General features: G+C 52.9%; 34 protein-coding genes. 27 read left to right on the top strand and 7 right to left on the bottom strand.

Features of this window, described 5'->3' with window-relative positions:
- Positions 1 to 33 precede the first annotated feature (33 nt).
- The 11 genes from ACU52_RS04370 (at position 34) to ACU52_RS04320 (ending at position 4,585) form a co-directional block, all read left to right on the top strand.
- Positions 34 to 915, top strand: a complete 882-nt coding sequence (locus ACU52_RS04370; RefSeq protein ID WP_007751516.1) for an AAA family ATPase — start codon at positions 34 to 36, stop codon at positions 913 to 915.
- Positions 912 to 1,169 carry a hypothetical protein gene (locus ACU52_RS04365; protein ID WP_007751518.1) on the top strand — a complete coding sequence of 86 codons (258 nt, stop codon included), beginning with the start codon at positions 912 to 914 and terminating at the stop codon, positions 1,167 to 1,169. Before ACU52_RS04370 ends, ACU52_RS04365 begins: the two co-directional genes overlap by 4 nt.
- Entirely contained in the window at positions 1,138 to 1,800 is a 663-nt protein-coding gene (locus ACU52_RS04360; protein WP_032558186.1) for an AAA family ATPase, read from the top strand. Before ACU52_RS04365 ends, ACU52_RS04360 begins: the two co-directional genes overlap by 32 nt.
- Complete coding sequence (locus tag ACU52_RS04355) at positions 1,781 to 2,002, top strand: hypothetical protein (RefSeq protein WP_007751522.1); 222 nt, start codon at positions 1,781 to 1,783, stop codon at positions 2,000 to 2,002. The genes ACU52_RS04360 and ACU52_RS04355 overlap by 20 nt, the downstream gene beginning before the upstream one ends.
- On the top strand, positions 2,002 to 2,472 hold the full coding sequence (locus tag ACU52_RS15875; protein WP_007562536.1) for a DUF4406 domain-containing protein: 471 nt from the start codon (positions 2,002 to 2,004) through the stop codon (positions 2,470 to 2,472). Before ACU52_RS04355 ends, ACU52_RS15875 begins: the two co-directional genes overlap by 1 nt.
- An 18-nt stretch (positions 2,473 to 2,490) precedes the next feature.
- Positions 2,491 to 2,724: a hypothetical protein gene (locus ACU52_RS04345; RefSeq protein WP_053397893.1), complete on the top strand. Its 234-nt coding sequence runs from the start codon at positions 2,491 to 2,493 to the stop codon at positions 2,722 to 2,724.
- A gap of 1 nt (position 2,725) precedes the next feature.
- Positions 2,726 to 3,148 carry a hypothetical protein gene (locus ACU52_RS04340; protein ID WP_007562532.1) on the top strand — a complete coding sequence of 141 codons (423 nt, stop codon included), beginning with the start codon at positions 2,726 to 2,728 and terminating at the stop codon, positions 3,146 to 3,148.
- Between the two features lie 6 nt (positions 3,149 to 3,154).
- Positions 3,155 to 3,340 (top strand): hypothetical protein, encoded by a 186-nt coding sequence (locus ACU52_RS04335; protein ID WP_007562531.1) that lies wholly within the window; start codon positions 3,155 to 3,157, stop codon positions 3,338 to 3,340.
- On the top strand, positions 3,327 to 3,524 hold the full coding sequence (locus tag ACU52_RS04330) for a hypothetical protein (RefSeq protein ID WP_007562529.1): 198 nt from the start codon (positions 3,327 to 3,329) through the stop codon (positions 3,522 to 3,524). Before ACU52_RS04335 ends, ACU52_RS04330 begins: the two co-directional genes overlap by 14 nt.
- 18 nt (positions 3,525 to 3,542) lie before the next feature.
- A complete protein-coding gene (locus tag ACU52_RS04325; RefSeq protein WP_007751532.1) occupies positions 3,543 to 4,205 on the top strand; it encodes a DUF3164 family protein in 663 nt (220 codons plus the stop codon).
- 110 nt (positions 4,206 to 4,315) lie between these two features.
- Positions 4,316 to 4,585, top strand: coding sequence for a hypothetical protein (locus ACU52_RS04320; protein WP_053397892.1), 270 nt, complete (start codon positions 4,316 to 4,318; stop codon positions 4,583 to 4,585).
- Here ACU52_RS04320 and ACU52_RS04315 read toward each other — a convergent pair.
- Both ACU52_RS04315 and ACU52_RS04310 read right to left on the bottom strand, forming a co-directional pair.
- Complete coding sequence (locus ACU52_RS04315) at positions 4,568 to 5,029, bottom strand: hypothetical protein (protein ID WP_007562523.1); 462 nt, start codon at positions 5,027 to 5,029, stop codon at positions 4,568 to 4,570. The two genes, ACU52_RS04320 and ACU52_RS04315, sit on opposite strands and share 18 nt — an antisense overlap.
- A 4-nt stretch (positions 5,030 to 5,033) precedes the next feature.
- The gene (locus ACU52_RS04310) at positions 5,034 to 5,657 is read right to left on the bottom strand and encodes a hypothetical protein (RefSeq protein ID WP_172772470.1); all 624 of its coding nucleotides are present in this window, start codon (positions 5,655 to 5,657) and stop codon (positions 5,034 to 5,036) included.
- A 32-nt stretch (positions 5,658 to 5,689) separates the two neighbouring features.
- Here ACU52_RS04310 and ACU52_RS04305 point away from each other — a divergent pair, with 32 nt between their 5' ends.
- Complete coding sequence (locus tag ACU52_RS04305) at positions 5,690 to 5,974, top strand: hypothetical protein (protein WP_008675062.1); 285 nt, start codon at positions 5,690 to 5,692, stop codon at positions 5,972 to 5,974.
- On the opposite strand, the gene ACU52_RS04300 is transcribed toward ACU52_RS04305, so the two are convergent.
- Genes ACU52_RS04300 through ACU52_RS04280 form a run of 5 tightly spaced genes read right to left on the bottom strand, consistent with a single transcriptional unit; the run spans position 5,936 to position 11,279 of the window.
- A complete protein-coding gene (locus tag ACU52_RS04300) occupies positions 5,936 to 7,441 on the bottom strand; it encodes a toxin glutamine deamidase domain-containing protein (RefSeq protein WP_007562518.1) in 1,506 nt (501 codons plus the stop codon). The genes ACU52_RS04305 and ACU52_RS04300 overlap by 39 nt on opposite strands.
- A gap of 38 nt (positions 7,442 to 7,479) precedes the next feature.
- Positions 7,480 to 8,832 carry a phage portal protein family protein gene (locus ACU52_RS04295; RefSeq protein WP_007562517.1) on the bottom strand — a complete coding sequence of 451 codons (1,353 nt, stop codon included), beginning with the start codon at positions 8,830 to 8,832 and terminating at the stop codon, positions 7,480 to 7,482.
- A gap of 12 nt (positions 8,833 to 8,844) precedes the next feature.
- Positions 8,845 to 9,270 (bottom strand): phage protein Gp36 family protein, encoded by a 426-nt coding sequence (locus tag ACU52_RS04290; RefSeq protein ID WP_007562516.1) that lies wholly within the window; start codon positions 9,268 to 9,270, stop codon positions 8,845 to 8,847.
- A 21-nt stretch (positions 9,271 to 9,291) separates the two neighbouring features.
- Positions 9,292 to 10,824, bottom strand: a complete 1,533-nt coding sequence (locus ACU52_RS04285) for a hypothetical protein (protein ID WP_007562515.1) — start codon at positions 10,822 to 10,824, stop codon at positions 9,292 to 9,294.
- A gap of 11 nt (positions 10,825 to 10,835) precedes the next feature.
- Positions 10,836 to 11,279, bottom strand: a complete 444-nt coding sequence (locus ACU52_RS04280; protein WP_007562513.1) for a helix-turn-helix domain-containing protein — start codon at positions 11,277 to 11,279, stop codon at positions 10,836 to 10,838.
- 203 nt (positions 11,280 to 11,482) lie between these two features.
- Here ACU52_RS04280 and ACU52_RS04275 point away from each other — a divergent pair, with 203 nt between their 5' ends.
- The 15 genes from ACU52_RS04275 to ACU52_RS04205 are packed head-to-tail and all read left to right on the top strand — an operon-like array spanning position 11,483 to position 26,047.
- The gene (locus ACU52_RS04275; RefSeq protein WP_022199168.1) at positions 11,483 to 12,523 is read left to right on the top strand and encodes a head maturation protease, ClpP-related; all 1,041 of its coding nucleotides are present in this window, start codon (positions 11,483 to 11,485) and stop codon (positions 12,521 to 12,523) included.
- Positions 12,524 to 12,530: 7 nt separating this feature from the next.
- Positions 12,531 to 13,730, top strand: coding sequence for a BACON domain-containing protein (locus tag ACU52_RS04270; RefSeq protein ID WP_007562509.1), 1,200 nt, complete (start codon positions 12,531 to 12,533; stop codon positions 13,728 to 13,730).
- A gap of 6 nt (positions 13,731 to 13,736) precedes the next feature.
- Positions 13,737 to 14,201 (top strand): N-acetylmuramoyl-L-alanine amidase, encoded by a 465-nt coding sequence (locus ACU52_RS04265; protein ID WP_007562507.1) that lies wholly within the window; start codon positions 13,737 to 13,739, stop codon positions 14,199 to 14,201.
- Between the two features lie 15 nt (positions 14,202 to 14,216).
- Positions 14,217 to 14,606, top strand: a complete 390-nt coding sequence (locus tag ACU52_RS04260; protein ID WP_007562505.1) for a hypothetical protein — start codon at positions 14,217 to 14,219, stop codon at positions 14,604 to 14,606.
- A 28-nt stretch (positions 14,607 to 14,634) separates the two neighbouring features.
- Positions 14,635 to 15,114: a hypothetical protein gene (locus ACU52_RS04255; RefSeq protein ID WP_053397891.1), complete on the top strand. Its 480-nt coding sequence runs from the start codon at positions 14,635 to 14,637 to the stop codon at positions 15,112 to 15,114.
- Complete coding sequence (locus ACU52_RS04250) at positions 15,080 to 15,406, top strand: hypothetical protein (protein WP_224205180.1); 327 nt, start codon at positions 15,080 to 15,082, stop codon at positions 15,404 to 15,406. Before ACU52_RS04255 ends, ACU52_RS04250 begins: the two co-directional genes overlap by 35 nt.
- Entirely contained in the window at positions 15,403 to 15,978 is a 576-nt protein-coding gene (locus ACU52_RS04245) for a hypothetical protein (protein WP_005798256.1), read from the top strand. The genes ACU52_RS04250 and ACU52_RS04245 overlap by 4 nt, the downstream gene beginning before the upstream one ends.
- Positions 15,979 to 15,981: 3 nt before the next feature.
- Positions 15,982 to 16,470, top strand: coding sequence for a hypothetical protein (locus ACU52_RS04240; RefSeq protein ID WP_005798252.1), 489 nt, complete (start codon positions 15,982 to 15,984; stop codon positions 16,468 to 16,470).
- A gap of 38 nt (positions 16,471 to 16,508) precedes the next feature.
- Positions 16,509 to 16,715 carry a hypothetical protein gene (locus ACU52_RS15540; RefSeq protein WP_007562496.1) on the top strand — a complete coding sequence of 69 codons (207 nt, stop codon included), beginning with the start codon at positions 16,509 to 16,511 and terminating at the stop codon, positions 16,713 to 16,715.
- The gene (locus ACU52_RS04230; RefSeq protein ID WP_053397890.1) at positions 16,712 to 20,371 is read left to right on the top strand and encodes a phage tail family protein; all 3,660 of its coding nucleotides are present in this window, start codon (positions 16,712 to 16,714) and stop codon (positions 20,369 to 20,371) included. The genes ACU52_RS15540 and ACU52_RS04230 overlap by 4 nt, the downstream gene beginning before the upstream one ends.
- 1 nt (position 20,372) lies before the next feature.
- Positions 20,373 to 20,837, top strand: coding sequence for a hypothetical protein (locus ACU52_RS04225; RefSeq protein WP_005798248.1), 465 nt, complete (start codon positions 20,373 to 20,375; stop codon positions 20,835 to 20,837).
- A gap of 21 nt (positions 20,838 to 20,858) precedes the next feature.
- A complete protein-coding gene (locus ACU52_RS04220) occupies positions 20,859 to 24,839 on the top strand; it encodes a hypothetical protein (RefSeq protein ID WP_053397889.1) in 3,981 nt (1,326 codons plus the stop codon).
- A gap of 13 nt (positions 24,840 to 24,852) precedes the next feature.
- The gene (locus ACU52_RS04215) at positions 24,853 to 25,140 is read left to right on the top strand and encodes a hypothetical protein (protein WP_005798244.1); all 288 of its coding nucleotides are present in this window, start codon (positions 24,853 to 24,855) and stop codon (positions 25,138 to 25,140) included.
- Positions 25,137 to 25,856, top strand: a complete 720-nt coding sequence (locus ACU52_RS04210) for a hypothetical protein (RefSeq protein WP_053397888.1) — start codon at positions 25,137 to 25,139, stop codon at positions 25,854 to 25,856. The genes ACU52_RS04215 and ACU52_RS04210 overlap by 4 nt, the downstream gene beginning before the upstream one ends.
- A gap of 2 nt (positions 25,857 to 25,858) precedes the next feature.
- Positions 25,859 to 26,047: a hypothetical protein gene (locus ACU52_RS04205; protein WP_007562482.1), complete on the top strand. Its 189-nt coding sequence runs from the start codon at positions 25,859 to 25,861 to the stop codon at positions 26,045 to 26,047.
- The last annotated feature ends 22 nt before the right edge of the window (positions 26,048 to 26,069 follow it).

Genomic DNA, 26,069 nt, shown 5'->3' with positions numbered 1-26,069 from the left:
ACGACGTTAGAACGAATTTAAAACAGCATTCAAATGGAAATAACAAATGAAGTAAAGCAACGTATTGTGGCAGCGATAGCCGCCGACCGTGAAAATTATCCCAGTGACAACCGCCATGCCACGGCACTGGGCATAGCCCCCAGCGTTTACAATGCCATCAAGCGGGGCAATTATGAAAAGCAGGTCAGTGATGCCAACTGGGTAGGTATAGCCCGAAGATTAGGCGTGCAACTGCGTACAGAAATACCTTGGCTGGCAGCACAGACCCCGACCTACGTGTTTGTGAGCAAGCAGCTGGAAGTGTGCCAGGGAAGCGGGCTGAGTGCCATCCTGTGCGATATGCCCAATATCGGCAAGACCTTTACAGCGAAAGCTTACGTGAAGCAGCACAAGCACGCCGTATATGTGGACTGCAGCCAGGTGAAGACCAAACTGAAGCTGATACGCTACATTGCCAAGGAATTCGGTGTGACCAGCAACGGACGCTATAGCGACGTGTATGAGGATCTGGTGGCCTACCTGCGCACGATTGATACGCCCCTGGTTATCCTGGATGAAGCCGGGGACCTGCAGTATGAAGCCTTCCTGGAGTTAAAGGCGCTTTGGAACGCTACGGAACGCTGCTGTGCCTGGTATATGATGGGTGCCGACGGATTAAAGGAGAAGATCAACCGCGCCATCGAAGGCAAGAAGGTGGGCTATACCGAAATGTTGAGCCGCTACGGTGACTCCTACAGCAAGGTGACCCCGGACGATGCGCAGGAACGCGAAAAGTTTCTGAAGGCACAGGCTGCCATCGTCGCAAAAATCAATGCCCCGGACGGTGCCGACATTGCCAAGATTGTTCATAGCACCGGAGGCGGCTTGCGGCGCGTATATACCGAAATCGAAAAATTAAGGAGGATGCAGGCATGATAAGCAAGATAGAAATGCAAGCGATGGATGCTGTTATCGGTATCCATCGCGAGATGAGAAAAGCGAATGAGATAGACTGGGAACAGCGCAGATATGAAATTGCCAAAAGCATGCTTCCGGTAGTAAGAAGCAATTCATCAGGTATAATGTCTATAAAACAAGTTGCCAGACTTGCTGTGGACTATGCTGATGCTCTTATTGAAGAATTGAAAGGAGGTAACCGTGAAACTGAAGAGAGCCTACAGTCCCGGTGAGGTGCTGAACATGAAGATTCCCCGGTTCGAGTTTTCCGGGGACTGGCAAACCTCGATAGGCAACCCGGCCAAGAGCGGCGTGTGGATTATTTGGGGAGCCAGCGGAAACGGTAAGAGCAGCTTTGTGATGCAGCTGGCCAAGTACCTGTGTAGCTTCGGACGCGTAATTTATGACAGTTTGGAAGAAAGTACCGGTTTGTCGTTCCAGATGAGCCTGAAACGGCACAAGATGGGTGAAGTGAAAAAGAAGCTGATTATCCTTGACCGGGAACCGATGGAGCAATTGGAGGAACGGTTACGGCGCAGAGGCAGTCCCGGAATCGTGATTATCGACAGCTTCCAATACAGCGGCTTGAACTACAAAACCTACAAGGAGTTCAAGGAACGTCATCCCAAGAAACTGTTTATCTTCATCAGCCATGCCGAGGGGCTTCATCCGGCAGGTAGAAGCGCCCGCAAGGTGGAATATGATGCCGATGTGAAAATCATGGTAAGCTGTTTCAAAGCCTGGTGCAAAAGCCGCTTTATGGAGCGGCCCGGTGAGCCCTACGTGATATGGGAAGAAGGTGCTGCCAAAACATTGAAGGACGATAATATGGAGGATTATTTGAATGATGGAATGGGAGAATAAGCTGTACCAGATACTCCTGAAAGAACAGGAAGCGGAGGCCGTGGTGGACGATTGGGTAGAACGTAACATACAAAGCGACCTCCGTCTGCGCAGGGCCAAGACAAAGGGACACGTAGTGATAGAAACCAGGGATGTGATGTTTGCTCGGAATATTCAGGTATGGCATCCGTCCTGCCAAATAAACATTAAAGATTTGAAGTGATGGAAAAGAAAGAAGAAAAGAAAGTGTGCTGCATCTGCGGCAAAGAGTATGAGGGCTACGGATACAATCCGTTCCCGGTGAAAGAAGAAGGCTGCTGCTGCCAATCGTGCAACTACAGTGTGGTGGTTCCGGAACGGTGGGAACGACACAAGGCTTTTCAACGTGGTGAAGCGACCGGTGCCGGGAAAGTGTACATCAGCGGAGCCATCGCGCACTATGATATGAATGAGCGCAAGGAAGCCTTCAGCCGTGCCGAGGAGAAACTGATGGCACAAGGCTATGATCCTGTAAACCCTTTCAGGAACGGATTGCCGGATGAAGCTCATTGGAGAGCCCACATGCGGGCCGACATTGCCCTGTTGCTGGCTTGTGACTATATCTACATGCTGAAGGACTGGGAACTGAGCAAGGGAGCCAAACTGGAGCTTGACGTAGCCAGTTCGTGTGGCATTAAAGTATTGTTTGAATAACCTTTTAATAGTGAATGTATGGAAGAAAAACAGAAAGTTCAGGTCGTATTTGAATTTGACCGTTCCGAGTATGACGCGTATCTCTTTTTGATGAATCAAAAGAAGACGAAAAAGGTAGAGCAAATATGGAACACCATGAGCGGTGAGCCTGTGGTTGCGGATATTGATTTGTTTGAAGAGGACAGCCAGTCTGTAAAACTTATGATGATAAGTTTGGCAATTCTTTCAGTGGAGAAAAAAGTGAAAGGATGATATGGCACAGGAAGTAACCAATTTCGCCCGGTTCTATGCATTGTTCAACAAACTGCCTTATCAGGGCGATCGGGAGGAATTCAAAAAACAAATCGTGCTGCAGTACACGTGGAACCGGACAGACAGTCTGAAGGAAATGACGGCCAAGGAGTATGAAGTTTGTTGTACTGCTCTGGAGAAACTGAGCGGACAAGACGAATGGCGGCAGAAACTTCGCGAGGAACTGCGACGGAAACGCAGCGTCTGCCTGAAGCTGATGCAACAGTTGGGTATAGACACCACCGACTGGAACCGGGTGAACGAATTCTGCAACAACCCCCGGATAGCCGGCAAGCCCTTTGTTCAGGTTAGTACAGCCGAGCTGGAACAACTGGCCATCAAACTGCGGGCTATCCAACGAAAAGGAGGTTTAACCGATAAATAGAGCAATATGGATAAAAAAGCACATGAAGCGCTTGAGCGCATAAGAAAAGACGTGACCCTTACGACATCCGATATGGAGAACCAGGATGCAGCGGAGTTTTTCAACGAACTGGCCGACTGGGCGTATGCCAATGGGGAGGCCATGCTGATAGACGATGAACCGGAAAAGCAGGATGATTATGAGGATAGATGACCAAGACAAGCTGATAAAAGCGGGGTTCTGTATAATACGAAAGGATGATTATCCAGGCCCGAGGATAAAGATGTGTACCGGCATAAACGGTGGCTGGAAGACATACAAGAAGTTTGAAACCAAAGCAGAAAGAGACAGGACATTCGCTTTGCTGCTGAAGGATGACAAAGTAATAGCTGATTAACAACTAAAATGATTTAAAATGGAAAAGAACAATCAAAGTGTGGACATCAAGTCCCTGAGTAAAGAACAGCGAGCAGCCCTCATGGCCCAGCTGCAGCAAGAAGAGAAAGAAGACCGCATCGCCCGTCGTGAAACTTACGAGGCATTACGCGGTGAGTTTATGCACGAAGTAAAGACCAACGTTCTTGAGATGGTGAATGCCGTGACCGGGTTCCGCGGATGGCTGGAAAAAGAAGCCGATGCCTTTACCAAGGTGATGAAGGAATACGGCCAGGTGAAAAGCGACGAACAGCGCAGCTATACCATTACGGACGGAGACTTCCGTCTGGAAGTGAAAAGCAACAAGGTGAAAGGCTTCGATGAACGAGCCGACATGGCAGCCGACCGTCTGATTGACTATTTGAAGCGCTACATGCAGAACAGCGAGAAAGGTTCTGATGATCCGATGTATCAGATGGCCATGACCCTGCTGGAGCGCAACAAGATGGGCGACCTGGACTACAAGAGCATTTCAAAGCTGTATGAACTGGAAGATAAGTTCGATGAAGAGTATGCAGACATCATGCGCCTGTTCAAGGAAGCTAATGTAGTGCAGCGCAATGCCACCAACTACTACTTCAGCCGCCGCAACCCTGAAAACGGCGTATGGACCCGCATTGAACCCAGTTTCTGCCGTTTGTAGCCGAAACCCGTTAACCCTATAAACAGAAAGCGCCGCAGTTGTTATAATTGCGGCGCTTTTGTTCTTAAAATAGATGGAAATCAGTTATTTTTGTAAGAGAAATAAAATGTATGGGCAAAGGACGGGATAAAGAACTGATCAAGCTGCGTGACGAGGCACTATGCCGTCGTTACTACTATTGGACAGAAATACAGCGGTTGCGGTTCGACGATGTTTTAAAAGTGTTGTCGGAGCGCGAATTCTTTATATCCGAGGAACGTATCATGACCATCATCCGCCGGAAATCACGTGAGGGAACAGACTACAATCTGAAGCCTGTTCCCAAGGTGAAAGCCCCCCGTCTGACTGCCGCCCAGCTGGAACTATTCCCCATAAGATGACGGCATGGCCGATTCATCGTGCAGTGTGAATGAGAACGTCATTTCATAGACCTTGATGTAATGCGGCATGGCATACGAACGGCTTTTCTCGCGTACCAGCGGCGAAGCGTTGTCCGTGCATTGCAGACACTGCAGCGACTTGTATAATTTCTTGGCCAGCTGCTGCCTTTCCCTCACCTTGTCATACGTGCCGGATGCGTAGCTTGTATCGTCGTAACAATCGATGGCCAGCCGGACGGTCAGTGCGGATTCGCTTTTCTGTGCCCCGTATCCGAGGTCGTGCCAGTCGGAGTTTGTATTTCCGATTAATACACAAGGGAAAGTGACCGGGTACTGGTCTTCTTCTGCTCCCATTTCCAATTGTCCGTAGTCCTCGTCGATGAGAGAGAGTTCCGGCATTTCCTGTGCAATCTGTTCCATGATTGCGATAAAAATTTCGTCCATATCGTTATTGGTTTAAAATGTTGGTAATTTCCTGGTCCACCTTTTCCCGGATACGCCGGTTCAATTCTTCGCTTTCGCCCATGAACTGGCGCTGCGGGATGCGGATGTGCAGTTTCTTTTTTTGGGTAAGCGCCATGTTCCTCCAGAACTGTGCCTGCGGATTCAGTTCCTTCGGCTTGGAACGTCGTTTGACGCGTTTCTTTTGCCCTGTGCCGGTTTTTTTTCTTTTTCCCGAAGCCTTGTAGAACTTGGCCCATGCAAAGCGCCTCATGCGGTCTGTGACGGTGACATCGATTTCCCCGCCCCAGTTGTTGATGGGTGCATAGACCACCTCGTTGAATACCCTTACCCGGTAGTCTGCAGGTGTATATCCGACCGATTTGAACAGATGTTTCCTGCCGGAGAGCAGCGTTCCATAATTGCTGGCGGCATCGGAACCTCCCGAGGACAGCCGTTTGGCTTTGGGCCAAGGGTGAAGACCGCCATTGACAAATCCACCCTGCCGGAAGTTATCCTGAAAATGGTCTTTGGCCATTCGTCCTACCATGACTGGCATTTTGCGGCGCATCATACTGTCCAGCCTGTCACGTTTCCGCTTTATCATTTCCGTAAAATCTTTTATGTCCATAATCATCAGTAATTCAAGAATAATTTATAACTTTGCAACCGAGGCTTCCAATATGCCTTTTATGCGTTATGAATATACCGGAACAAGTAAAGAACGAGGCCCGTGTACTTATTGAGCAATACGGTGACACCTTCGAATACCTTGGTATTTATGAAGGCCAGGAAGCCTATGTGTTCAAGTTTCCGGGGGACTCCTGTACCGGTTATCCTTTCGTCTATCTGTATGACGGTAAAGACGCAACCGAAATAACCGGTCCGTTATCCCTTGACGTTATCGATTCATGTATCGAAAATATCGAGGAAGGAGACATCGAATAGCTTATTGTCAATTCTCAGGACTCCCCTGCAGTTGTGGGAAGTCGCAGCTCCTATTTCACATAAATATTTTACGTCTTTCCATTCCATTCCTGAACCGGCAGAATTATCGCTTTGGGGTTCGATATACCTTAGTTCACCATCCGCAAACCGTTGCAGGATTGTAGCATGACCTCCTCCACTTTTCCAGCCGATGCACAATTCATACACGCCTTCTTCCTTACATACCTCATTGAAATACTCCATGTACCTTTTAGGGGTCATTTTCAGGTATCCTTTGTGCGCAAGCCAGCTGTTTATACTTATATGTTGCGCCGGAGTACCGTCGGTGTTTTTCCAGACTTCAAAAGCACGTCCATTACTCAGATATTCAAGTTTAGACCCTGCGACATTGCCTTTGGCGGTAATATCCCATCCACGTAATCGTAAAGCGTATGCCGGTGCGCAAGTCTGGCAGTTGATACTGTATGGAGTATCCCGTTTTTTATCGTAATCGCTGTTCTTCCGGTATCTGTTTCCCCTTTTATCGCGGTATATTCCTTTGGAATCCAAAATATACTCTTCCACATGTTTGGGATTTGCATTCTGTTTGTCCGCCTTATCCACATCCATAGGTTTTCCTTTTTTGATTTTAAGAGCCTTTTCCATTTCGAGGTTGTTCCGGGCAATGGCCATTTTTTCCTCCCCGGTAAGGTAGTCCGGCATTTCCGCAATCATCTCGTCAATACGGGCCATAAGTTTATCCACCGCTTTTTGGGCACCCTTGTGGGCTTCTGCCTGATATGGATGATTGTCGGAAAACAGTTTGCCGTCCGTTCCCGGATTGTTATCCAGTCCGGGCTGGGGCTTGTTCTTGTCGTCTTCGTCCGGAAGTGGTGTCGGCTCCTCGTCGGTGGCAGTGAGGTCGCACTTGCAGTTCCACCGGTCGCCCGGTCGGTGGATGTTCCAGAACGTGTCATCAATCGGCCGGATGGTATTCCAGAACGGGCGGTGGTCAGCCCCCGGATGAATGGAGGTGGACGGTAGCCATTTGAGGTTGGGCAGAATATCGCGTTCGCGCAGGAACTGTTGCCAGTCAGCCGCCTGATGCGCCCGGATGACCGCCGTATCATACTCCGTCCGCAGCCAGTGACGAACCTGATGGGAAGCAATGGGCAAGACTTCCTGTACCCATTTGTCGAACGGTTTTAAAATGCCGTTTGAATCCAATAAAAGTCGTGCCATGTCATTCTGCATACGATGTACCTTGAATGCCGAGAATACGGCATTGTTCCGGAGTATGGCATTTCTGAAATCCTCGTCCGGAGTAATGGCCTTGGATTTGCTGAACCCTTCCTTTGCCGCCTTGTCCATCTTTGCCCATATTTCATTGAACAGGTTGATTTCGATTTCGGTTGCCGGATGAAAGTCCCTGCTGTATATGTTCAGCAAGGCACGCCGCAGCACCTCTTCGGAGAAGTCAAACTCCATGGAGATGCTGCCATTATCAGCCGCATACAGTCTGTCGACTACCAGTCTAAAGCTGCCCCGTCTGCCGGGGCTTTCACGAAAAAACCTTTGAGCCAGTTCCGGAAGTTTCTTTTCTGTTTCGGTGTCGGTTCATCATCCCGTCCCTTATTCGCTGGCTCCGGCTCCTTCTTCGGGCTTGGAATCTGGTCGGCTTGTTCAGCCGTCTTTTGTTCCGCCTTCAGCTGCTCGTAATTGGCCGGTTTGTCGATACCGAATTCCTCATAGAGATAGTCGTCGTCGATGGGGATGTTGAAGTTCTTCTTCAGCTGCGTGAGGATGGATATTTTGGTACCGGCATCCGTTTCCTTCGGTTCGGGGAAACAGAACGTACCCCCTTCGGTGTTGATGCCCATGCGCAGCAGAATGTCCGTCATGTCGTAATTCAGCACGTTGAGCACGTACTTCCGGTCGGCCTCCAGTACCTTGTCCTCTACTTTCTTATGAACCGTACCCAAAGCCTGCGTGCCTTTTTCGGACGATTCGGTGGTCAGCGTATTGCCCAGTATCAGTTTGGAAATTTCGTTGTTGCACCGCTCGCAGAGGCGTTCATAGACATCGGCAGACCCTGTTTTGTTTCCGGCTTCCGTGAGTTTGAGTTCCGTGTCCTTGGCATGGAAGAACTGCGCCAGACTTCCGGCATTGGCCGCATCCTCCATGGCCCGCTGGCGTGACTCGTCGTCGTCGGAATCATAGATATATTCCTGGATAGGCATGCCGAATACCTCGGAGAACTGTGCCCAGTCGCCCGTAGTGTTACGTTTGTAGATGACCCAAGGTGCAGCCTTGGCCAACAGCCCCAAATCGGACGGTGAACCCACAAACAGCAGGTCGGTATATTCATTCCAGGAATGGCCGGTAATGTCCGTCTGGTGGCGCAGGATGAGTTCCCTGACCGGATCCACATGCTTGCGTGGTACCAGGTCATAATCCACCCACTCCTGCAGCTTGTAGAACTGGCAGAGCGAGAAGCCCCAGAATTTCGCATCAAGGATGTCACCCACCAGCCGGTTGAACCAGGGCGACTGTATCTGTTCGTTGATTTTATCGTCGGGCTTCCCGTCCACCCGGAATTCCATGTTGGAGCACAGCACGGCATTCTTTCGCTTTTCGAGCACACAGGAAAGGTGGGTATCCATCAGAATGTCCTCGTAGAGGTCATAAAGTTTGTAACGTCGCGAGAAATCGACATTCTCGGCCACCCTTACGGCTGCCATGTAGTCGGAAATGTCCAGCCCGAAGCGTTTGGGCTGTGTGAGCACAATCACATTCGGTCTCTTTTGTCCCGGCAACGTGAAGTTTCCCCCTACGGTGATGATGCCGGCTTTGTTGTTTTTTCTGTTTTTCTTTTTCATGATGCTTGCTTTTTACCAGTGGTTCGTTCGTTTGCGGTTGCTTTGAATGCGGAAATCCGACCTGCCCGCCCTTTGTTCCTCGGGCAGCAGCGGAGCCCCTTCGATTGAAATGTCCTCGTCGGCCACCGCCTTCATCCATTCCACCGCCCGTTCGTAACGATCCTTGCGTACCTGGGAAAGTTTCTGCGGGTTGTGGATGCAGAAGATGTGATAGACCGCCATGTCGATGACCATCATCAGCACGAGCTGGTTACGGTTCTCGCCGGTGGCTGCAAAAATCTTGTTGCAGTCGTAGCGTTTGCCCAGATAACACCGCATTTCGGCAATGGCCCTGTCCTCGCAAACCTCAATGACCGTTTCGTCTTCGCGAACCAGTGCGTCGAGGATGTCTCGGTGGATGCTCGCATCGTAATCGGTAAGTTCAACAAATTTGCTCATAGTCCTATTGTTTTAGAGTTGTCATAATCTTTTCTTATTCCGTTTTCTTACATCCTTCCGTGATCGGAATACGGGCGGTTCAATGCGCCTGATCAGTTCGTCAATGATACGGTTCGCCCCTTCGACCGCATCCGGTCCGTCGGCCGGATAGCGCATGGTCAGGGTGAACAACTTGAATTGATCCTCCAGTTCCTTCATGTGCGGATTGTCCCGTTCAGCCTCGTTGAGGATGAGGTTCCCCTCGCGGTTGAGCGGTTCAAGGTTGGCCTCGATGCGCGTAGCCTTGTCCGTCTTCTTCTCCTCGTCGCCCCGGATGAACAGCGCAATCTTCTGTTCGCGGCGTACTTTTGCCACCAGCGGTTTGAACACCTGTTGGAAGAAAGGGTCCTGCAGCTTGTTGTTCTCCATGTAGCAATAGACATTGGTCTTGCCCCCGACAAATTCAAGCATCCGGACATACCAGTCAATGAACTCCGCATTGAGCGCCTGTGCCAGGAAAGTCTTGATGACGTAAAGCCTGCCACCCAATTTGCCACAGAGCGAAACCGTCTTGAAGGATTTGCCTTTCTTACCCTTGCTTTCGCCCGGTGCCGGGTCGCCATACACCACGAGGAACTTGAATTTGGAGAGTGCCGGAACCTTGCCGTATGCAATGTTTTCGAATACCTCTCCCACGGAAATCGGGTTGTTGAAATATTCTCCCTGTGCCGCCTTTTTGGATATTTTGGACAGTGTGCGGTCGATGTCCTCTTCCGAGTTCTTTTCCGGCCATGTGGAAAAACCGTTTTTGTCGCGGATGTTCACGATGTCCCAGGAGTCGGCCATTTCGCCCGCCCTCACCACGCAGCAGTCCTTGGCGATGATGTTTCCGCAGAAGATGACCAGTGTAGGTTCGGAAATGGACCTTGTGGGATACAGCGCATTTTCCCACCAGTCCCAGCGCTTCTGGATGATGTCCGGGTTCTTGGTATCCTCGTCCGTATCAAAGTCATCGACCAGCAGTACGTCGGGACGTATGGCCTCGTTTCGCGAACCACGCGGAGATTGTCCGGCACCCAGTGCGCGGAAAGAGACCTTCCCTTTGGTGGTGAATTCATCCTCGGTCCATGAGCCCGGCAGTTCCTGTTTGCCGTAGTATGCCATGATGCGTCCGTTGGCTTCGAGATTGGCCCGGTAGGGATCGAGCAGGCGCACCGCATTGTCCTTGCTGTTGGAGGTCAGAATCACATTCTTTTTGCGTCCGGTAAGCGTGAGATTCATGACGATGAACATGGTGACGGTGGATTTGGCCAGCTCACGGCTCCAAGAAAGCACCTCAAACCATTCATCGTGTGCAATGATCCGCCGGATAGCCTTTTTCTGGAAGTCGGCAAATTCATATTTGACATAATTCGGAAAAAAGAACTTGATCCATTCTATGGGATGTTTCTCAAGATATTCCCGGTGTTTTTCCCGTTCGGCTGCCGTCATGTTCCTATCGACCGGTGTAGCCCTTGCGATGTCTTCTTTGTACTTCTCCCAATCGAGGAGAGCGAGTCTGTCAGTCTGTTTCATTGTCTATCCCTTTATAATTTGTCTTTAATGTACGCATCGGCCAGGCGTGTAATTTCCTTTGCCTTTTCGAGGTCGGCCGCCCGTACCCAGTCGATGAGCCCGGTGAGGACACTGATGATGTCGGCAATGCCCACTTCCTGCTCCATGTTGCGTATGGCCGCCGACAGTTTCCCGAGGATGTCAGCCTCCTTGGATGAGGGGAACCGTTCCCCTTCGGGCCGTTCGGCGATGGCCTTGTTTATTTCGGCCACCTGCCGGTAGAGGTTAGCCACCTGTTCCTGCCTTGTGAGCGTAAGCCCCACCTTCTGTTCCTCCCACTTCCCGGCCCGTACCCAGTTGGACACGGACACCCGTGACACGCCCACCCGGTCGGCGATTTCCTGCTGTGTGAGGTTTTCCTTGAGGTACAAAGTTTTTGCCCATTCCTTTTTCTGGGCATTCGTCAAATCTGCCATAAATCGTCCTTTTTAGTTGTAAATCACGTTACAAAATTGCATGAAAAATCGGGGTTTGTAAAAGCGCGTACGCATGATGACGGGTTACAGCGTTATGATAACGCCAGAAAACGTTATGATGCGGACGCGGTTTCTTGGTGCCATGGGAATGTTCTATTTTCGCACCATCGAAAGGCGGGGAAACCGCTGGTAAAGACATGACGATGAGCAGATTTTTCAATATTACAACGAGTGACGACGGCACCAGTACGATATTCCTGTACGGGGACATCGGAGACTATACGGAGGTGCAAAGCGGGCGCATAGCCCAGGAACTGATGGAAGCCGAACGCGTGAGCCGACGCATCCATGTGCGTATCAACAGCAACGGCGGGGAAGTGTACAGCGGCATTGCGATATTCAACGCCCTGCGCCATAGCCAGGCCGACATCCGCATTTATGTGGATGGCATAGCCGCCAGCATGGCCAGTGTGATAGCCCTTTGCGGCAAGCCCGTAGAAATGAGCAAATATGCCCGTCTGATGCTGCACAGTGTGAGCGGCGGGTGTTACGGCAACAAGCAGGACCTGCAGCGTTGCATGGAAGAGATAGAAAGCCTGGAAGGCAGCTTGAGTGAAATCTATGCCGAGCGGCTGGGCATGAGCAAGGAAGAAGTGAAACAGACCTATTTTGACGGCGAGGACCATTGGCTGACCGCCAAGGAAGCCCTGGACCTTGGTTTCATAGACGACATCTATGATGCAGACCCCGTGCCGGCAGACAGTACACCGGCGCAGATATATACTTTATTCAATAACCGGCTCGTTGAGCCACAAAAAAACAGAGAAGACATGAATCTGGAAGACGTAAAGAAACGCCCGCGCTTCAAGGACTGCGCGAGTGATGCGGATGTGTTCCGCCTGATGGACCAACTGGAGGAAGAGGCAGGCAAGGTACCTATCCTTACGAAAGAGAACACCGACCTGAAGGCCAAGGTGAAGACCTACGAAGACAAGGCTGAAGCCGAAGACCTTGCCGCCCGCAAGCAGCTGCTTGACGCAGCCGAGCAGGACGGTCGCATTGATGCGACTACCCGCCCCATCTACGAAAACCTTTTGGCCAATGACCGCGAGAACGGCGAAAAGGCCCTGGCCCAACTGCCGGTAAAGCGCCGTGTGATGGAAGACCTGCATCTGGAACCGAATGGTGAAGAAAGCCCCTGGAACAGGCGTATGCGAGAAATTAAGGACAAACGTAAAAAGTGATTGAACTATGGCAATAATTGTAAGAAACACGAATTACAGCGGCGAGGTACTGGAACAGTTGCTGACGCTTGCCGCTACGAGCAATGAGATTGTGGAAAAGGGGCTGATCATGGTGATTCCCGGTGTGGAGAAGAAAATCAGCCTGCCGCGCCTGAAGACCGGCAAGATGCTCCAGAAGCGCAAGGAGAACCCCGGCGTGGAGGATTCGAAGGGCAACTTCAACTACGACGAAAAGAGTCTTGACCCGGTGGACTTCATGGCCTTTACGGTGTTTAACCCCCGCACGTTCGAGAACATCTGGCGCAAATGGCAGCCGAAGGGCAACCTGGTATTCTCGGAACTTCCGCCCGAAGCGCAGAACGCCCTGCTTGCCGAGTTGGCCAAGCGGGTACAGTTTGAACTGGGTGACCACTATGTGAACGGTGAATATGGGGATGATGACGACCACTTGTTTAACGGCATCCTGACCCAGATGGCCAAGGATACTGAGGTGATTGTGGTGGACAGCGCAGAATCGACCATGCTGGGCAGACTGAAAGCCATGCGTGCGAAGATTCCCGTGGCCATCCGCAACAACCCGGACCTCCGCATTCTGATGAGCGTGAACGACTTTGACAAGTATGATGACGAGCTGACCCAGCGCGAGTCCAAGAACACGAGCGAAACCGATGTGAATGCCCGTCGCTACAAGGGCATTACCATTGAGACGCTTGCGGCCTGGCCCGATGATCTGATTGTGTGCACCCTCTGTTCGCCCGATGCCGGCGGCAACCTGTTTGCGGCTGTGAACCTGCAGGACGATGAAGACGTGATTCAGATTGACAAGATCTCGAACGCGAGCGAACTGTACTTCTTCAAGATGCTGATGAAGGCTGACACGAACATTGCCTTCGGTGAAGAAGTGGTGGTGCTGGACAAGCGAAGCAACCCCGTGTTCAAGGCGAGCGAGAAGAAGATTTCAGTTGACCCTGCCAGTGTGACCCTTGAGGCAACCGGTGGCAGTGAAGAAGTGACCGTGACCGCCAGCGGAGAATATGAGATAGGCAGTGCCCCTGCCGGCTTCAAGGTGGAAGCGACGGATAAAGGCGTGAAGATTTCGGCCGGTGCAAACAGTGGCAGTCAGAAAACCGGTACACTGACCCTTACGCTCAATGCCGACCGCAGCAAGACGGCCAAGATTACCATTACCCAAAACCAGAAAGGATAAGATGGTATGGCAAAATTGAAGTATCTGGTAATTCACTGTACGGCAACCCCGGAGGGGCGTGAGGTATCATCGGCGGACATCCGGAAGTGGCACACTTCGCCCGTAAGCCAGGGTGGCAGAGGTTGGAAACAGGTGGGCTACACCGACCTGTTCCACCTGCAGGGCGGTGTGGAACGCTTGGTGAACAACAACGAGGATGCGCAGGTGGATCCCTGGGAAGTGACCAACGGAGCCAAGGGGTACAACAGCGTGAGCCGCCACATTGTGTATGCCGGCGGTGTGGCCAAGGACGGCAAGACCCCGAAGGACACCCGCACCGGCTGCCAGAAAAAGGCACTGGAGAAGTATGTGAAGGACTTCCATCGCAGATTCCCGGATGTGCGCATTGTGGGACACAACGAGCTGGCGGCCAAAGCCTGCCCCAGTTTCGATGTACAGAAATGGCTGAAAGAAATAGGTATTAACCAATAATAAAAGAAGCAATCAATGAAACGAATTATGCTGTTTATGATGCTGATGCTGGGAACAGTATCGGCTGTGATGGCCCAAGGGGCCGATGTTCCGGCAACGGACTATGACGCAATGATTGGCACCTTTGCCGGTTTCGTCGGCGGTGTGGTGGTGCTTACTGAAGGGTTGAAAGGTTTGTTCCCCAACATGAAAGGCTGGGTGACGCAGCTGGTGAGCTGGTGTGTGGGCTTGGTGTGCGCGATGCTACTGTGGTGGCTTGATGCCGGATTTGTGAGTGATGTGAGCTGGGACATTGCCTTGCTCTATGGTTTTGGTGCCTCACTTGTAGCCAATGGGGTAGCCGACACGGGACTGGTGCAATGGGTTATCGGACTATTCCGAAAGAAACGCGAGGAAGCAGAATAAAAGGTTGACTGACTAAAAAACGGGTGGTATGGACTTTAGCGAGATCATGAACATTATTCTTAGCGGCGGCCTTGTGGGCACTGCAGCAGCCATCGGTTCCCTGCGTGCTACGGTGAGGAAAGCGAAAGCGGAAGCGATGAAAGCCGAAGCCGACGCAGAGGGTGTGCGTGTGGATAACGCAGAACATGCCACCCGCGTTTTGGTGAGCAATATTGTGGAACCCTTAAAAGAAGAACTGAATGCAACAAGAAAAGACCTGCAGGCCAACAAGCGCGAAATGGCGCGACTGCGCAAGGCCATTGACACTGCCAACAGTTGCCGCCATCATGATGACTGTCCTGTGCTTGGCGGGCTGCGCAAGCAGCAGGAAGAGCACGACGGTGGAGAAGATACAGACGGAATCGGCAAGCACCGACAGCGCGAGCGGAAGCCGACGGGCGGGACTGGTGATGGCGGGTATACCGGCGAGTTCGGTGAAGCTGTCTATACCTGCGGACAGCCTCCGTAAACTTCCTGAAGGTGCCGTGTACCGTGGCAAGAGCGGACAGGCGAATCTGACCGTAGGCAGCGACGACAGCGGGAACATCGTGGCCGAAGCCTCGTGTGACAGTCTGCAGCAGCTGGTGCTATGGTATGAAGAAGAGCTGGCGCGCATCCGTAGCGAAACCAAGAGCGAAATTTCAAATGACGTTCAAACAGTAGAAAAACGCCCTCCGAACCGGATGCGGACGTTTATCACAGGTGTATTGGCCGGCTTATTGGCCGGTGTGTTATTAACCATCAAACTTTATAAACGATGAACAAGAATTTCATGTACGGCATAGGAGCCGTAAAGTATAAGGATTTCACAATCGGGTATATTGAAAAGAACTCGTTTGACCTGGGCGGCAAGAAACCCGAGGCCGCGAAGATCGAGGCCGAACAGGTGCAGGGTGCCCCGGTGCTGGTCATCCCACAGAGTAACGGCGGCATCGCCCCGACGTTCAATGTGATCCAGATGAACTATTCGAACCTGCACAAACTGCTTGGCGGCAGCCTGCATTATAAGAAAGAAGACTCGGAAAAGAAAACTCCGATCGGCTGGACAGCCCCGTCGGAGGTGCTTGTCATGCAGGGACCATGGGAACTCTCCCTCGTGTCCGGACAGAGCGTACTGATTCCCAACGCCACGCTGCTTTCCAATCCTGCAGGCAAGCTGACCCTTACAGAAACCTCCAAGATAGAGGTTACGCTCGAAGTGGCGATGCCGGAGGACGGTTCGCAGCCTTACGGCGTGTTCGATACGGAAGCAATACCGGACGAGTGGGGGCAGTACAAGCTGCCGCCGGCGGAAGCCGCGGCTGCAGCATCGCTCCAAAGTGAGGAGGGCTAACGTATGGCTGACCGTTTGGAACAACTGATAGAGATGGAGTGTGCGGACGCGCTGCTTGACAGCGGCGTGTCCGTACCTCTTAAAAGGTGGAAGCTTCCGTGGCTGAAACGCCCGGTGGAGGTGCGTGTGACGATGAAGCGTCCGAGGCTGCGGGGTCAGATTCTGCTGGCGCGGGAATACCTGAAGACGGGTGTCAAACCCGATTGGCAACCGAAGGACAAGACCGAGGAACTGGCCTTTGTGGCGGAGCATGGTAAGGCTGTGAGCCGCCTGCTGGCCTATACGGTATGCCGGGGATACGTGTCGCGGCACGTGGGCATCGGGGTGACAGCGTGGGTACTGCGGAACTTTGTGGAGTGGCGTTATCTGACGGCCATGTTCCGAACATTCGAGCGTCTGATGGGCACGAAGGATTTTATGCGTATTATCAGCTCGACAGCGCGGGCGAACCCGATGACTCCGAGACTGAGCCAGGCAAGGAAGGGGAGTTAAGAACCCGGTATGAAGGTTCCCATAGCCCTTTCGGCTTCGTGTGGCAGATTGCATCGGCGACCGGCTGGAGCGTGGATTACATCCTTGATGGGGTGAATTACCAGACGCTGATCATGATGCTGAGCGACGCGCCGCGGTATGTGCGGAAAAAGCAAGGCGGCGGAAACGGTGCTCCCAGACCGGAACACAGCGCCGAGGATGAAGCGAACGATATAGTAGGATTTTTTCAAAGCAAACTGGAATGAGCAAACCTGTAGAAGTTGAATTTTTGATGAAGGACAAACTCACGCCCGGCATGAACAAGGCCGAACGTGAGGCGCTGGAACTGCGTAATACCGTCAGGCTGCTGGAGGCTGAACTGGAAAGGCTGCGCCTTGCCGGGGAGACGGCTGCCCCCAATCTGGACCAGAGTGCCAATATCGCGCAGATCCATGCACTGGAGAAGCAGCTTGAGGAATTGCGCGGCAAACTGAAACTGCTGCAGGAGGAATCGGAATCCGTGCAGGTCACCCCTGCAGACATGCCCAATGCACAGCGCCAGTTCAACGGGCTTCACAACAGCATCCAGCAGATGGCCCGTGAAATGCCTTCTTTGGCCATGGGACCGCAGATGTTCTTTCTGGCCATATCCAACAACCTGCCGATTTTTACGGACGAACTGGCCCGTGCCCGTAAGGAATATGATGAGCTGCAGAAGTCAGGCAAGAAAGGCACACCGGTATGGAAACAGGTCCTGTCCTCGCTCTTTTCCTGGCAGACGGCCATGACCACCGGCATCATGCTGCTGGTAATGTACGGTGATGAAATCTGGGATTGGACGAAAAACCTGTTCAGTGCCAAAAAAGGCGTGGATGAATTCAACGTATCAGTCAAGGAAATGACCGAGATAGAGAAGGACGGCCGTGCCCAGATGGTGCGTACCCGCTTCGAACTGAAATCGGTCATCGATGAAATAAAGAACTTCACCGGCAGCAAGGAACAGGAAAAGGCGAAGGTGGAGGAACTGAACCGCAAGTACGGGGAATCTTTCGGGTATTATAAAACACTTTCCGAATGGTATGATACCCTTATCCAAAAGAGCGAGGACTATGTACAGGTCCTGCTGCACCAGGCCAATGTCCAGAACCTTGTAAAAAAAGCTGCAGAAGCCGATGAAGAGGTGAATAAAGTCAAGGCGCAGAAACCGGAAGAGGCGGAAAGCGCCATGGGTTTTTTCGGGAAATGGGGACAATATATCATGCAGTCAAGCATGGCAGAATCCGGGCAGTTCTATGATGCACAGGCTGCCATTAAGAAACATGATCAGGAAGCTTATGACATACTGTTGAAAAATGCCGAAAACAAACGCGACGGTTATCTGAAAAAAGCGGAGGAAGAGGTAAAGAAAGCGGCAGAAGCAGCCAAAAAAGGAAATATCGGCGGACATATCGGCGGACATATCGACCCCAAGCAGTCCGGGAAGAATCCGGAAGCGGAAGCCAAGCAACGGCTTGCCACAGAGCGCAGGCTGGCGCAGGATCTTGCCGCCCTGCAGGCCGAGAACCGGAAGGAAGAGATAGACCGTATGCAAGCCGGTACCGAAAAGAAACTGGCACAAATCGAATATGACTATAACGCCCGGAAAGAAGAAATAAACCGGCAGGAAGCCGACTGGAAGCGTGAGAACAAGGAAGCCGGTCTTTCCACCGGAGATAACGGACTTACCCGGGAGCAACAGGATGAACTTGAAAAAGCCCGTGCCTCAAACACCGAGTCAAGGAAAAAAGCGGAGGCGGACGTGTACAGGGAAGAGGCGGAAGCCATGCGTGACTATCTGAAGGAATACGGGACCTTCCAGCAGCAGAAACTGGCCATCGCTGAAGAATATGCCGAGAAAATCCGCAAGGCACAGTCCCAGGGAGAAAGGCTGACTTTGGAGAAGCAGCGTGATGCGGCTGTGCACAAAGTGGACATGGAAGCCCTTACCCAGAAGATAGACTGGGGAGCAGCGTTCGGGGATTTGACCGGTCTGCTTGCAGACCAGATGAAGAACCTGCTTGGCGAGCTTAAACAGTATGTCAAGACGGATGAGTTCAAAAAAACGGGAGCCGCAGACCAGCAGGTCGTTTACGATGCCATCGAACGGATTCAAAGCATGCTCCCCGGTGGCAACGGGACATTGGATTTTGCCCGGCTGCAAACGCAGATGCACGCTTTGGGGGATGCCGTAACACGCGTGCAAAATGCGGAACTGCAGCAGGAAGCGGCATTCATTCGGTTAAAAGCGGCGCAGACCGATTACAACAAGGCTCTTGAAAGCGGTAACCAGGCAGAAATAGAACGTACTAAAATCGCTCTTCAAACGGCCCAATCGTCCAGCATTTCAGCTGACGAAGAATACCTGAACGCCACCTCTGAAATGAAGGCGCTTGCCGGGGAGGTGAAAAGTGCCTCCCGGGACACGGTTGACGGATTGAACATGGTATCCAACGGGTTGCACGGCTTTGCGAGCGGAACCTTGCAGGGATCATTTGAAGGAATCCAGAACATGCTTACCGGTCTTTCAAAACTGAATATCGGAGGCAAGGTCGGCGATGCCATCAGCCGGATGTCCGAAACCCTGTCAAGTGCCGGAGTCATCGGGCAGATCATATCGGCCATTCTCTCCATACTGGATTTGCTGAAAGACGGTATTGGCCCGATTATCTCATCATTGATAGACACCATTTTCAATGCGATAACCGGAATACTCGACAATATCCTCAGCGGAGACCTGTTCAAACAGATAGGCGGTTCCCTTGTGAAAGGTATCGGGGGATTGCTGAACACGGTGTCTTTCGGAGGTTTCAACAAACTGTTCGGCATCGGCGGGAACGCCAAGGAAGTGCAGGCGGCTATAGACCGTCTTACAGACCGGAACGAGCTGCTGCAGACCTCGATAGAGGATCTGACCGACACCATCAAGCAGAGCCAGGGGACGAAGAGTGTGGCGGCTTACCGCGACGCGTACAAGATGCAGCAGGAAACGAATTCGAACTACCTGCAGATGGCTATGGCGCAAGCCGGCTACCACGGAAGTCACCACAGCTGGAACTACTACTGGGGCGGTTTCAACCAGGCACAGATAGACAAACTGAGCGGACAGATCGGCCGCCAGTGGGACGGGAACCTGTGGAGCCTGAGCCCGGAGGAAATGAAGGCACTGCGCAGCAACGTGGATATGTGGACGCAAATCCAGAATACCGGTAAGGGAGGCTATGGCGGGCGACTGACCGAGAAACTGGATGACTACATAGACCAGGCCGGCAAGCTGGAGGAACTGACCGACCAGCTGTATGAAGGGCTGACGGGCATTTCGTTCGACGGTATGTACAGCAGCTTCATCGACAACCTGATGAACATGAAGTACGGTGCCAAGGATGCGGCGGAGGATATATCCGAGTACTTCATGCGGGCGATGCTGAGCAACAAGATCGGTGAGATGTACAGCGACAAACTGAAAGGCTGGTGGGAGAAGTTCGGCAAGGCCATGGAGGACAACGAACTGACCGAGGCGGAACGGAACGCGCTGATGGAAGAGTACATGCAGTATATGGATGAAGCCCTTGCCCTGCGTGACAACCTGGCGGCAGCCACCGGTTATGACAAGACGCAGCAGGGCGGTACGAGCCAAAGTGCGAAAGCGGGCGGCTTTACGGCCATGACGCAGGACCAGGGCACGAAGCTGGAGGGCATGTTCACCGGCGGGCTGCAGCACTGGAGCAGCATGGACGACCGGCTGGAAAGCGTGGTGGAGAAGATGGACACGGCTGAAGGGCATCTGGCCCGGATAGCCGAGAACACCGGTGTGAGCGCCGGACACCTGGGCGAACTGAAGGAAGTGATAAAGAAAATGATACGTGACGGACTAAAAGTGAAGTGATATGGGCAATATACTGAGCGGACTGGTGCTGGTGAACGGCACGGACATCTGGACGGAATACGGCGTGTTCCTGGTGGAAGACCGGCGCGGGGGCATGGAGAACCTGACGGCCATCCTGACCCCGAGCAAGGCCAAGAAGGATACGGCTGTGGACATACGGGAAGAGCACGGGGAAAAATACAGCCCCGTGCTGACCCCACGGAATGAAGCGCGTGACGTGACGCTGCATTTTGCGCTTTACAACAAGACCCAGGCAGGCTGGATGAAGCAGTACTTTGCCTTTGTGAATTTCCTGAAGCAAGGGAAGGACGGCTGGCTGGAGATCCGTTTCCCCCAGCTGGATCTGCAGCTGCGGGTGAAGTATGCCGACTGTACGAAGTTCACCCCGCTGACCTATCTGTGGACGGAAGGTGTGCATGCCGGAAAGTTCCGGGTAAAGTTCCGGGAACCGAAACCGATTATATAACCATTCAAACGCTATTAGAATATGCTTCTAACGATATATGATAAAGCCGGAACCAAGCGTGCGGATGTGGCCGTGAACGACAGCTCGACGCAAAGCAAGGAAGTGCAGGGAGACAATGTGCTTTCCCTGTCGTTCAGCTATTATGCCTTCCTGCCCCTGGACGTGAACGACTACACGGACTATCTGGGCGAACGGTACTGGCTGACAGAACGCTACACGCCGAAGCAGGTGAGCGATGGTGAATGGGAGTATAACCTGAAGCTGTACGGTATCGAGAGCCTGATCAAGCGGTTCCTGGTGCTGGAGACGACGGACGGGGACACCAACCCCCTGTTTACCCTGACGGCCACGCCCCGCGAGCATGTGGCGATGGTGGTGAAGGCTATCAATAACGGCATGGGCCACATTACTGACTGGAAGACGGGTACGGTGGAAGGTACGGAGCTGATCACGATAGACTACGAGGGGATGTACTGCGACGAAGCGCTGAAAGCCATCGCGGAAAAGGCAGGCGGCAAGGTGGAATGGTGGGTTGAGGGGCAGACTGTGAACGTGTGCCGCTGCGAACACGGGGAAGAAATCACACTTGGCTATGGCAAGGGGCTGACCTCCCTGGAAAGAGATACGAGCAACACGGCCAAATTCTATACGCGCCTGTTCCCGGTAGGCTCGACCCGCAACATCGATGCGGAGAAATACGGCAGCCCGCGTCTGATGCTTCCCGGCGGCAGGAAGTACATCGAGCAGGGCGTGGAGGAATATGGCATCTATGACCATTACGAGCAGGATGCTTTCAGCGGCATCTTCCCCCGTCGGGTCGGTACGGTGAGCTCGGTTCGCAGCGAGGAGGTGGCAGACGATGAAGGAAACAAATTCACCGTCTATTATTTCCGGGACGGGGAACTGGACTTTGACCCCAACCTGTACGAGCTGGCGGGTGAGACAAAACGTGTGTCGTTCCAGACAGGCGACCTGGCCGGACTCGGGGAGAGTGACGACCACTATTTTGAGGTGAACTACGACAGCGCGGCACGTGAATTCGAACTGATCACCATCTGGCCCTACGATGACGACACCCAGCTGCCGGGCGGCAAGCTGGTGCCCCGAGCAGGCGACACCTATATCCTGTGGAATATCCGGATGCCGGATGAGTATTACCGGCTGGCCGAAGAGGAGTTTGCGGTTGCGGTGGACGAGTACAACCGGGACCACTGGCTGGACATTGCCGCCTACAAAGCCCCGACAGACCCGGTATACATCGAGGAGCACGGCATAGACCTGTTTGTGGGCAGACGGGTGAAGCTGGAGAGCCGGAAGTATTTCCCGGAAAAAGGCTACCGTCAGAGCCGTATCACCAAGATCAGCCGCAAGGTGAACGAACCCGGGCAGATGGACATCGAGATAAGCGATGCGCTGCAGGTGGGCAAGTTCGACAAGGTGACGGACAGCATCGGTGCGCTGAAAAGCTATACGAAATCAAAGACGGAAGGCGCTGCCCTTCCGGACATCATACGAAGCTGGGACAAGACGCTGCCCACGGACAACAACCTGTTTTCCGCCCGGTGCAGCCAGAAAGAGTTCCTGAGCAAGAACCAGCCGGACACAGCCAAAGAGTCCATCCGCTTCCTGAAGGGTGTGAGCTTTGGCGAGGCTGCTGGCGGCAAGCCCTGCGGCATCGTGGATGGTGAGGGCAATGCCGAATACTTGACTGCCGTGATCCGCGAACTGCTGCGCAGCACGGAGTTTGTGGACGGGCTGACCGGTGAGGGCTGGCAGCTGTGGATTGACCAGCTGACCGGACTGACAAACCTGACGGTGGACAAAGTGACTGCCCGGCAAAGCCTGGTGGCGCTGGAACTGCTGATCGAGAAGGTGCGCAGCGTGTGCGGCCAGCTGGTGGTGTCCGCTGCCAACGGCAAGATCAAGGACGTGGTGAAGCAGGGCGACAACTACCGCATCGTGTTTGAGCAGGAATCGGGCTTTGTGGCCCATGACCTGATGCGCTGTGCGGTTACGGGTGGTAAGAAACTAAAAGCATACTGGGTGGAGGTGGCTTCGGTGATAGCCGGCGGTGTGCTGGTCCCGGTAAGCGAGTTTGGCGGGGTGAAGCCGGAGGCAGGCGATGAGTGCGTGCTGATGGGCAACACCGAAAACCCGCTCCGGCAGAACCTTATATCCATTGCGGCCACGGAGGACGGGCAGCCCCGTATCGACATTCTGGACGGTGTGAAGGCCAAGAACTTCAACGGCTGCCTTCGTTGCCGGCTGGGTAAGCTGGACGGCATCAGGAGCAGCGCTTTCCCGGCAGACAAACAGCCGAAAGGAAACGGCCTGTATGCCGACAACGTGTGGCTGAAGGGTACGTTCGTGTTGATGACGGGCGAGGACATCCTGACGCGGTTTGAGATAACCGAGGGGAAAATCCATTCAGCCGTGGAAAGCTTGCGCAAGGAAATACGCGAAGAACAGAGTTATCTGGACAACAGCAGTTTTGCCGACGGCATGGACAAATGGAAGACGGGCAGCAAGGCTACGCTGTTCACCCTGGGCGGACGCTGGATCTGGGCGAACGGCGGTCCTTACGGTACGAAGCCGGACGGCCATGCCGAGATACGGACCGAAGGCAAGGTGCCTTATGCCTATATCCGGAACAGCTATATCATGCAGAAACTGGAGGACTTCCGGCTGGTACCGGAGTACCGGCAGACGAACAGCCAGGGCGAACGGGTGCCCGGCGTGGTGTATCTGTCGTTCAGCTACCGGGTTATCAAGGCCGGAAGGTTGAAAATAGAATTTGTGAACGCTGATAAGACCGGGTTTGAGAACTTCAACATGTTCGGCCATGAAGAGGACCTGCCCGTTGGCGGTGAGAAGATGTTCACGTTGGACGGACTTTGGAACGGCACTGGCGACTTCAAGCTGTCGTTTACGGGCGTGATTTACATTTCGCTGCTGGTGTTCAGCACCAACAAGGCGGACGCACTGGCCTATAAGTACCGTACACTGTTCGAACAGAGCGACCGGCTGGTAAAGATTTCAGCGGCGGTCTTCGACAAGGACGGTAATGCGCTGAAAGAGACCGGGCTTGTCATAAAGCCTGAAGGTTCCGGTCTGTATGCGCAGGACAATACAGGAAAGATTGCCCTTATCGGGGTGAGCGTGGAGGAAGAGGACGAGTACGGAAATACCGTGAGCAAAATCAAGCTGACAGCCGACCATATACAGCTGGAGGGACTGGTAACGGCCAACGGCAACTTCAAGATACTGGAAGACGGCAGCATTGAAACGACCAACGGTAAGTTTACCGGAGAGATAGACAGCAGCAAAGGGAAAATCGGCGGCTTTGAGATAGGGAACGGCCGTATCGGTTCTGTGGCCGACTCTCACGGGAGCGGTGGCGGTCTTGCCATTTATGATGATTTTTTCCGTGTCGGCGGCAGCAAAGGATATGTGATGTTCGGTGATGATGTGATACCGTCTTCTGCAGGAGGAGCTTTTACCGCTGTCGGTCGTATCGTGAACTCAGCCCCCAATATATACGGGAATTACGGCTTCGACCAAGCGAACTATGGATTGTTTATAGATGTTACCGGCGGTACGAAGAACTACGGTATCAGCAGCAATGCGGCATTACTTGCCCCGGCGTTTATCAATACGAAAGCCAAGCTGCTTACCTTCGGAAGTGGAAACTACACGGTGGATTTCTCACAACACAATATCATTTTGATGTATTACAATGAACCCAACTACAGTAAGGTAGAGGTTACGCTGCCGTCGGAAAGTTCTGTGGCATACAAGTTCGGCATGAGTTACTTGCCTACCGATTTTGCAGCCATTGTCACGTTCAGGGTCAGACCCGGTTCAAAGAATATCATACTAAAAGGTATCTATAACCACAATGAAGATTTGCAAAACTACGAGATGGCATCCGGGGACTCCGTAACGGTACTTATTACAAAAGCGGACGGATTCCGTTACCAGATATTGAATCATTCATCCTAAAAAACAGATATATATGAAAAAGTTAGATTTCAGGAATTTCAGCGTTCCCACCGGAATAACCCGTCAGACGAGGGAGGTTTTCGATGCACGTGAGCAGATAGCCGATTTGCTGTATACGCGTGTCAGTGGCATCAAGGCCCATCGGCTTGCGTTCAAGATTTTCGAGAGTACCGGCGAGACCGAGTTCAGCGATGAGGAAACCGGGATGATACACATGGCGGTGGAACGCTATTGTCTTCCCAATGTGATAGATGCCCTGAACGAAATCCTGGGCGGGTCAGAAACCGATAAAAACGAATGAGTATGGCAGAAATGACACAAGAAGAACTGGTTCAGGAAGTGCTGGACCGTGTACTCCAGAGTTCTACCGGCGTGGAGGACTTGGAGACCGTCACCTCGCTGAGCGGTGTGAAATCACTGCCCGGGGAGAAGGACGGCAAGATGGTGAACGTCCCCCTGGAACTGATAGGGAAGCCTGCGAGCGATGCCGCCGCCCGTGCCTTGGCTGCCGCCAAGAAAGCGGAAGGAGCCGTAGCCGGACTGGAGGAAAAGACCCAGGCCGCCACGGAAGCGGCCACCAAGGCCAACGAAGCGGCAGCCAAGGCAGAAAACGCCGCTGCCAAGGTGGAACAGACTACGGCAGCAGCCATCGGCGGGGCTACCGCACGCTTTTCCTCATGGATGGAAACAGGCAACGTTTTACCTGACAAGAGTACCAAACCGGGCGGCAGCGTAGTGTATGTAGCGGATGCCGGGAAGTTCGCCTACCACATGGACTCCACCCTGTACGGGGACTGGGATGTGGCGGGTGTGCCTCCTGCCGGCATATTCATGAATGCGGACCGGACAGCCATCCTGCCGGACAAGCTCTACCTGCTGGGTGATGCCGTATATACCGGAACAGGCGGCAGCCTGAGACTGCTGGCCTACCGGCATGAGGTGATGAGCGGGGAAGCTTACGAGGCGCTGCAGGACAAGGATGCGAATACGCTGTATCTGATTTATGAGGAGGATTGACGATGATAACCATAGGCGGTAAGGAAATAACGGCTGCGTATGTGGGGAAACGTGCCCTGTCGGCAGTCTATGCCGGGGCAAGACTGGTGTGGTCTGCGATAAGCAGCTGTTTCGGACTTGGATACTGGAAAGGCGACGAGCCGTGGAACGGATCGGACGCATGGAACGGTAGCAGTAAAACTGATAAATGAATGATTATTATAAAAGGACAGT

Origin of the sequence: Xylanibacter rarus, from assembly GCF_001275135.1 — a bacterium.
In the GTDB taxonomy this organism is placed as follows: domain Bacteria; phylum Bacteroidota; class Bacteroidia; order Bacteroidales; family Bacteroidaceae; genus Prevotella; species Prevotella rara.
The sequence above is the reverse complement of the archived record's forward strand: the minus strand, read 5'-3'. Positions and strand labels throughout refer to the sequence as shown.